The sequence below is a fragment of the Parabacteroides sp. AM08-6 genome (assembly GCF_003473295.1).
GTDB lineage: Bacteria > Bacteroidota > Bacteroidia > Bacteroidales > Tannerellaceae > Parabacteroides.
The window spans coordinates 130,080-138,376 of the sequence record NZ_QRMP01000007.1 but is presented as its reverse complement, the minus strand read 5'-3'; the positions used below and the strand labels follow the sequence as shown (position 1 = coordinate 138,376).

Genomic DNA, 8,297 nt, shown 5'->3' with positions numbered 1-8,297 from the left:
TTTCCTGAAAAACCGAATGAAAAAGTACCAGCGGTAATAGCCTTATAGCGCACACGAACTACATAAGTACCGGCATCTCGGTTTAATAAATCAGCATTTGCCTGGGTAATGCCGCTGTTAAAAATACGAAGAATCCGGAGACCGTTTTCGGCCAAGACTTCAACAGATTTTTTCTTATCGGAATAAAATGCGGCATTAAACCACAGCCATCCGTTTGCCGCAGATAGTAATTCTATATCTTGCGAATAGGTCCATTTGTCTAAATTCCCATCCCATGTTGGATTAGCCAAGATGTTATTACCATTGTCGTTAATTGCATCCCGGACGGAAGATATTTCACTTTCGAGTTTTCCGTTTAATACAAGGAAAGATTGATAAACGGTGTCGCCGTTAGGAAGATATATATCGCATTCGTCGAATATGCCACCCTTGATATAAATACCGTGATAAATACCTGCCTGGCCTAAATTCCCTTTGTACTTTGAAGTTATTCCGGATACATTGCCAATCCTGACAACAGATTTCCCGGTCATGTCGGCACTGTTTATTTTGTCCAAGACATCGATGTAGGTCCCATCTGTTTCTGCCGTGGCCAAATAAATCACACCCTGACGCATCAGGTCATACTTATTACCCATCCGAAATACGACATCACCAGGCGCAGGAATGGATTGCCCTTCAAGCAAAGGTTTCCTTAAATCGAAATAATTTTCTGTTACACCCAATACTTCGCCATAGTAAAATTTAGAAGTCAAATCTTTATATTGCTGGCAACGGATAATATCATCGCCTCGCATGTTCATATACATCATGCCCTCGACTTTATCTATCGTGCAGCGATAACGGTCCGACAATTCTTGTACGGATAGAATTTTGTTAAAGTCTGATACTAAGCGATTTCCATTAAGCCCCAATGTCTCGTTAACCACCATCGTATTAACGCGAAACTCTTTTCGGACCATCAGGTAATCCAACTCTCCACTGGCCTTCTGGTTATTAAAAATAGTTCCGAATCCAAACATGCCGGATGCAGAGGCCGGGGAACCGAACATTTTCTCCACATAGACATTATCACGAATTTTTAACTCTCCAAACCAAGCCAAGCCATTTTTATCAATACCCCATCCTGCACCTGCATCATAGCCGGCAGCAAATAGTGTACTTTGTGCACCATCTTCAAAAGATATTGTCCCGTGTGCCGTGTCCGGAATGTCTTTGCGAAGAAACATTCCGTCTAAACTGACCAAATTATCTTCTATTGCCTTGTAGATTTTCCAATCTGTCATCAAGGCAGAGTAGACATTGCTGTCAGACGGAAGGGTTACAAAGTCAGTTGACTCAATTATTTCAATATCAGAACCTCCCGGATTATCACCGCCACCGACAATACCACTTAATTCATCTTCCAGTTCCTTTACTACGGCATTCTTTATCGAATCATGGATAGCCCCGTATGTCGTTACCGTTGGTTTCGGGTTAAATGGGTCGAATGCCGGAATGAGTACCCCCCCAGATAGTGTTATCCTCGGTATCTCAGCTAACCGGGGGGGTAAAATAAAATCCGGCGATGAAAGGTCTGGAGCAACTAAGTTGTCCGGGATGTCCGCTTCGTTCTTTATAAGATTCAGAAATGAGCAAACTTCAGCCAGCTGCCATGTAAAAGTATAGTTGGATGGTAATTCACTTGACACGTAAGTCGCATTACTTTCTGTAACAACAATACGCCTAATAGACGATGCTTCGTAAATATATTTCGCCCGACTGGGGAAAAAATCCAATAGCCATCTACGGGAATATTCATCCAAATAACCTGTATTCTTGGTGTATTTCCGTTCCGTATCAACTTGATATTCTTCTCTTACATCCCCAATTTCTGCAATATTATGTTCATGCTCGGCATTAAGTTCATTAGTCCCATACGCCCTAAATGTATCCAGTCCTCCCAAACTATTTTCAAAAAGATACCATTGTTCGTTTTCGGATAGCACATCCGAATAGGCATAGATTTGTGTTTCAGACATCTTCATTCCACTGGATGTTTCTGTCCAAACCTCATAAAAAGACGGATAAGTATTATTAAGTTTTCCGGCTACAACTGAATATTGCAGGTTGAATGTTGTGGCTGTCCCTGCAATACAATTCTGCAATGTTATCGTTTTTACAGACTTATCAGGATAGGTTGCTTTCAGCTTAACCGTACAGGCTTCAACAGCATAATAGGTTAACCATTCCGGAGAATAATAAGTAACCTCTTTAATCCGTGGTTGCCAAGTAAGAAAATGCAGTTTAAGCCAATTAGCCGCAGTGTCAGCCAGATTACCAACACCACTACGGATTACCCGGAAAGGATAATCCGTACCATCAATATTTGCCGTAAAATCTGCGACAAGACCTGTCTGGGTATATATTTGTTCGGATTCATTCAGTGTATAGAAAAGCTGACTTTCTACCACATCTTTCACATCTATATGTACCATTCTGTCCGGACCAGGCTCATAGCTATGCTCCAACAAAATAGCGTCTCCCTTTTTCAAAACAAAGGATACTGCCGATGTAGCCGACAATACAAATGTTTTTAGGTTCCCAGACAAATTAAGTGCATCCGGTTTATTTATTACTCCTGCCATTCTAATAGATTTTCGTCAAAAATATATACCAAGACATAAGCTATAAAGGACAATTAGACTTCCCGTAAAACAGGTTCTAGCCAAACAGTCAAAATACCATTCTTATATCCACTATCATTATAAAATTTCCCAGAATAAGCTTTCTGATAAAAACGTCCTCCTTGTTTATACTCCTTTTCGGTTGGTAGAGTTGGATAAAATGCAACTGGAGTTTCATTATATTCAAAATAGTTATAAGTATCAGTTATACTTGCTTCCTTTTTTACCTCCCATCTATATTTGGACGGTTTAAAAAGTTCTGTATTTGTTATCGCAGACGATTTCGGGAAATAAATCCTTGTGGTATAAAAAGAGCACTCGGTAATATCCTTTTTACCTATATCATACTTAATAATATCAGGTAAAAGTTCTTGATTATTAATCAATACCTTTTCATAGGCTGAGATATTCATTTTATCAAGGTCTGATAACATTAATTTAGCTGTTACTGGTCGCATGGAATTACGTAACATGTCATCATACTTTCTCCAAAATTTTTCATATAACCCATTTTTTCCATTGTAACAAAGAGCATAATCCCATAAATGTTCAGATAATAAGCAATCATAAATAGTACCGATATCTGTATTTGAATTCCTATGTACTGTAAAACATAGCATAGGTTTTAGTTCTGATTTGTCCTGAGTCGCATCATCTGTGCTTTCAGCTCCACTGGGCGAACTCCAAACAATACTTGAATTCATAGTCCTAGAAGTTCCAACAAAAGGGGCATAGCCTCCCGACTCCAAGAAAAAGCCAATAGATACCAATACATCCGGAGATTGTTTTTCTTCATCTTCTAAATTTTCTCCTGCATAATAGTCACAATTTAAACTCCCTACATATTCTGTTGTTAAGAAATGTCCTTTATAGCCTTCTCTAAAGATTATGCCTATAGGTTCACTAATCATTGCTCCTGGATATGCGGATTTTATTTCATATAGTTTTTTGTTTAAAAAGTCAGGAGTAGCAGAAACAAAGTCTGTACCACCCTGAAATGTAATCATTGGCCCTTTTTCGCACGTTAATTTTAATTGTTTAAAGGCCTGACCATGATTAATCGTAATAGGAGAAGCCAGCAACTTGGTCAAATCTTGAGAGACAGGTCTTTCTATAACATCATTGAATAATTCTATTCTAACTGTCCGGTGAATTTCATCCGGAATGAACTCGCAGCAAAACTTGTTTCGAAATATATCTAAAACAGAGGAAATGCTACAATCAGGAACCAATTGTTCATAACGTATCTTATTATCAACAATCGTATCAATGTTATTATTAAGAAAGACCATAGACTTGAAAGGCTCTGTTTCTGAAAAGAAATTCCCTTCTAAAACATAACCGAGATATTTAAATATCTCATCCAATACATGCATAACTTTAACGAAAGGGGTTATATAATACCCAGGAGGAATTGATACCTTTTTCTCATTAACCGTTTCTGTTTGTTCCATTTCGTTATAAAAAGAAAGGTATCCGTCCTCTTTAAGAGGTAAAACCATTTTATTCAGGCAAATTATTTTCCCGGAATCTTGACTTTCTGTTAATACGGGAAAACATGAAAATCGATGATCTGGAATAACCATCAATTTACGTACAAAACTCATTGCTGAATATATAGTGTCAAAATTGATAACCTTATCTTTGAAAACTGTAGACAACTGAACTTTTTCCATTTTTTCGTAGAAAGAACCTATATTCAAATAAAAAGAAGTGTCTATTCCTTCTTTTGAATTTGCCGATAGTATCGCTTGTCTACAAGCGATATGAAATATACCATCTTGAATGGTTCCATCCGTCCTTTGAGGCATCTTATGTATGCCTGAGATATTATCAGGAAACCCCAAGGTTTCAAAATTTTGTTTATCAGGAGGCAATTTTATGGGAATAGACTGTTCCCCATAGTCATTAAAAAAAGGATTTGTTCGTTCCATTTCTAAAACTGTGCCTGTTTCAATTTTTAATTCTTTACCAGATGAATGTATTATTTTCATGATTTACTACCTATTTTTCTAGATTCTTCCAATTGCTTTTGAACTTTTTGATATTCAGAATATATGATATAAGCTTTAATGCCATCCCTATCAAGTTTATTCAACAAATTATCCAACTTGTTAATAGCATCCTTACTATTATCAGGATATACAACAGGGGAAATCGTTGTGTCTTGATTTCCTGCATATCCCCCATTTGCAAAACCAGCCACAGGTAATGATAAAGGATTAGCATTTGTTTTCTGCCTACGCATGGCTTCCAAAGCAGCCACATGATTCATAGCTGCCGGTTCATGGAGAACAAAAGACGGTACAACATACTCATCATAATGTACAGGACCTGCAACAGCAAACGGACTACCTTTTCCGGTGTCGCCACCTAAATAAAAACCATCATTTACCACACGCGTACCTGTATCCAGAGAAGAACCATTAACCGAAATATCTGATGATGACGCATTATTACCTATATTATTCACTAAGTTTCCAACAACAGATTTCACAGCAGAGAATGCAGCTTCTATCAAACCTACTAAAATAGCTGCTCGAGCAAATCCTGCCGCTCCAAATGTCAAAACAGAATCCGCTTGCGCTAAACTTTGCATCGTAGCTCCTGCAGCTGCCATTTCGCATTGTATTTTTAGGGCATCTAATCCCATATTGATAATAGCGACCAACGAGCTTTTTACAATATCGCTATTGCCGGATAATGCACTACCAACAATTGTCCCAATTTCCGATGAAAATCCCTGTGCCAATTCGACCATCTTTTTACGATGCTCCATCTCCTTGTCATATTCAATTTTCTTCTGTTCCTGATTTTTTGTTACAACCCGTTTCAGTTCGTCATTTAAAGCCTTCTCCTTAGTTTTTTCTTCTTTCTTTTCGGCTTTTAACCGATACTTTTCCTGACTTTCCTCAAACTTTTTCGTTTCTTCCAAGATTTTTACTTTGTATGAAAGTATTTTATCTTGTATTTCTGCTTGTTTATCCTTATCCAGTCCGTAAATTGCCAGACGGCGGTTTAATGATTCCAGTTCCAACATTTCCAATTGCCGGTTATAATCAGCCTTATCCATTAGATTCTGTAGGTAACTTTCTTTTAATTTCACTTTTTCTTGTTGAACATACCGGTCAACCTCTTTCAATTTGGCATCAGTAATTTTCTTCTGTTCTTCATCGGAAGTAGGAGTTGATGTCTTGTCTTTCACAGATGCCGTAATAACAACCCCGCCGTTTGTTGGGTCTGTAGGTTCCGGCTGTTTCTCTTTTTCTTTTGGGAGGAACGGAGACAATTCTTCCTTCACGGCTTTCACTTTATCGGCAGCCTTATAAACCTCTCTCACATAATTGTCTAATTCATTTCCAAAGCGTGCAGGGAGAGAACCGTTGTCAAAATAGACCTTACGGATATTCTCGATAACATCTCGCCACACAACTCCTAGTTCCTTTCCCTGATTTTTTCCCTCTTCAACTTGGCTTACAATATCTGATATAGCATCTGCTATCATCGATTTCGGAAGTGCAGACAATTTTTCCTTAATATCATTCAGTTCTTTCGTTTTCTTTTCAAGAGAATCCGTTTCTATCTTTTCTGTCTTTTTTTCCAACGTTTTCTGAGCTATGTTTTCACGCATGGCGACAGTTACATTTTCATAAGCCGTTTTAATTTCCTCCAAAGTAGACTTTTCAGAAAGTAGGTTGGGCAAATATTCTCCATACTTACTATTAAACTCCTTGATTAATTTTGTCCGTTGTTCAGTTCCTTCACCTGAACGCTTCAATGCTCCATACAGCTTTTCCAGTTCCGTCTGTTCCTTGATGGAAGATTCCATAAAAGAAGCCATTGCTTCCTTAGCATCGGTAGTCCGGGTGGCCAGTTTATATATACCAACGGCTAAAGCTGCTACGGCAACACCTATAGCCACTATCGGATTAAGCAACATTGTGCTGTTTAACAAAGCCCATGCCGCTTTAGCCCTCACCAGATTGCCGGTTAATAAAGCATACGCCCCGGCTAATGCAATCTGAGCACCTTTCATGGTTGTAGTTACCAATGTCCAAGTCTTACCCAACTTGGTAAATATTACTAGTTCCCTGTTTCTGATTCTTTCCCAATTAACAATAGTCTGCACTACCACTGTATAAGTTGCCAATGTAACACCAAGGGAAACTATCAATCCCGTATTCTTACTAATCCAATCAGCAAGCAATACTATCTTCCTAGTCCAGTTAACCGTCTTATTCAGCGCACCGGTTATTGCCGGATTCAGCTTCTCCATCAACTCTACCCCTAAATCAGTCATTTTGTTACGGGCCTGGTCAAGTTTAGAGGCAGCCGTATCGCTCTTCACTCCGGCTTGTTCCATAGCCACAGATGTACCGGTAACAGCCTCCGTATATTTTTTAACCTTATCCGTCTCATTGATTAAAACAGAAGCGACATTATAACCTTCTTCACCGAACATCTTTTTAATAGTAGCCGCATCCATTTGCTTTTTCGACAGATTCTCCAATGCTTTTTCCAGTCCAACGACCTTTGGATTCGTTTCATCAGCTCCGGTTTGCAATGTCAGGAAAAACTTTTTCAATCCGGTACCGGCTATTTCATCCTTTATACCTTTTTCTGCAAGTGTTTCAATCGTACCGACTAGTTGTTCTATAGGTATATTGGCTGACGCTGCTGCTACACCGCTCTTTTTTATGGCACTCGTCTGGCTTTCCACCGCGGCAGCTCCATACTTACTACCGGCAGCCAGCACATTCACATATTTAGCAGCTTCATCCGCCCCGGCTCCATATTGGTTTAATGCCAATGTAACCGCATCCACCGCATCAGTCAACTTCATACCACTGGCAGAAGCCAGAATAAGTGTCTGCTCTGTTACAGCAGCCAACGCTTCCTTATTGGCCAACAGTTCCGGTTTTGCCGACCCCACAAGTTTATATGCCTCTAATATTTCCGTTGCCGACTGCCGGATACGTATTCCTTCTTTCGTCACGGTTGTAGATAACTGTTTTGCTTGTGCTGTCAACCATTCTACGCTTTCATCATCCAGTCCGGTAAGGGCTTTTACATCAGCCTTACTTTCTTCCAATTTGTTTCTAGCTTCGCGCAATTTATTAAAGGCCATTGTAACCCCTGTCACACCGGCTACTACCGTACCGATAATACCCATGTACTTATTAATAAAATCAGCCGCCCGTCCCCATGACGAAGCTTGGCAACCAATTTCCGTACGCATATCCTTTTGTACAAGTATAAGCTCTTTGCTTATAGCCTTCTGCACTTCCAGCCTTTTGTTATACAAATCGGTATTGCGGGTGGTAGAACGCAGTTGTAGGTCTACTTGTTTCTTTGCGGCAAGCAATTCCTTATAAGTGGCTCCGCTCAGGTTTCGAAGTACTCGCTCCGTATCAGAAACTTCCCGTTTATATTTCTCATACTTTTGTGTTTGTGCCGTCAGTTCCTTTTGCAGCTTTTTCGCCTGTTCGGTATTTCCTTTTCCCGCAGTTTGCAGGGCAAGCAGTTTCTTTTCAAGTTCACCCATGCGATCTTCCAGCTGGCCGGCGCTGGTCATTGCATCGCTGTTATCCAGATAGATTTTTATGCTTCTGTTCAAATCGTTTGCCATAC

At 39.5% G+C, this 8,297-nt stretch carries 2 protein-coding genes and 1 pseudogene; all 3 read right to left on the bottom strand.

Annotated features, from left to right (window positions below):
- A pseudogene (locus DW103_RS18260) lies at positions 1-2,627 on the bottom strand (hypothetical protein); the annotation flags it as partial.
- Between the two features lie 53 nt (positions 2,628-2,680).
- Positions 2,681-4,660 carry a hypothetical protein gene (locus tag DW103_RS07480; protein WP_122275036.1) on the bottom strand — a complete coding sequence of 660 codons (1,980 nt, stop codon included), beginning with the start codon at positions 4,658-4,660 and terminating at the stop codon, positions 2,681-2,683.
- Positions 4,657-8,295 carry a phage tail tape measure protein gene (locus tag DW103_RS07475; protein WP_122275035.1) on the bottom strand — a complete coding sequence of 1,213 codons (3,639 nt, stop codon included), beginning with the start codon at positions 8,293-8,295 and terminating at the stop codon, positions 4,657-4,659. The genes DW103_RS07480 and DW103_RS07475 overlap by 4 nt, the downstream gene beginning before the upstream one ends.
- Positions 8,296-8,297 lie beyond the last annotated feature (2 nt).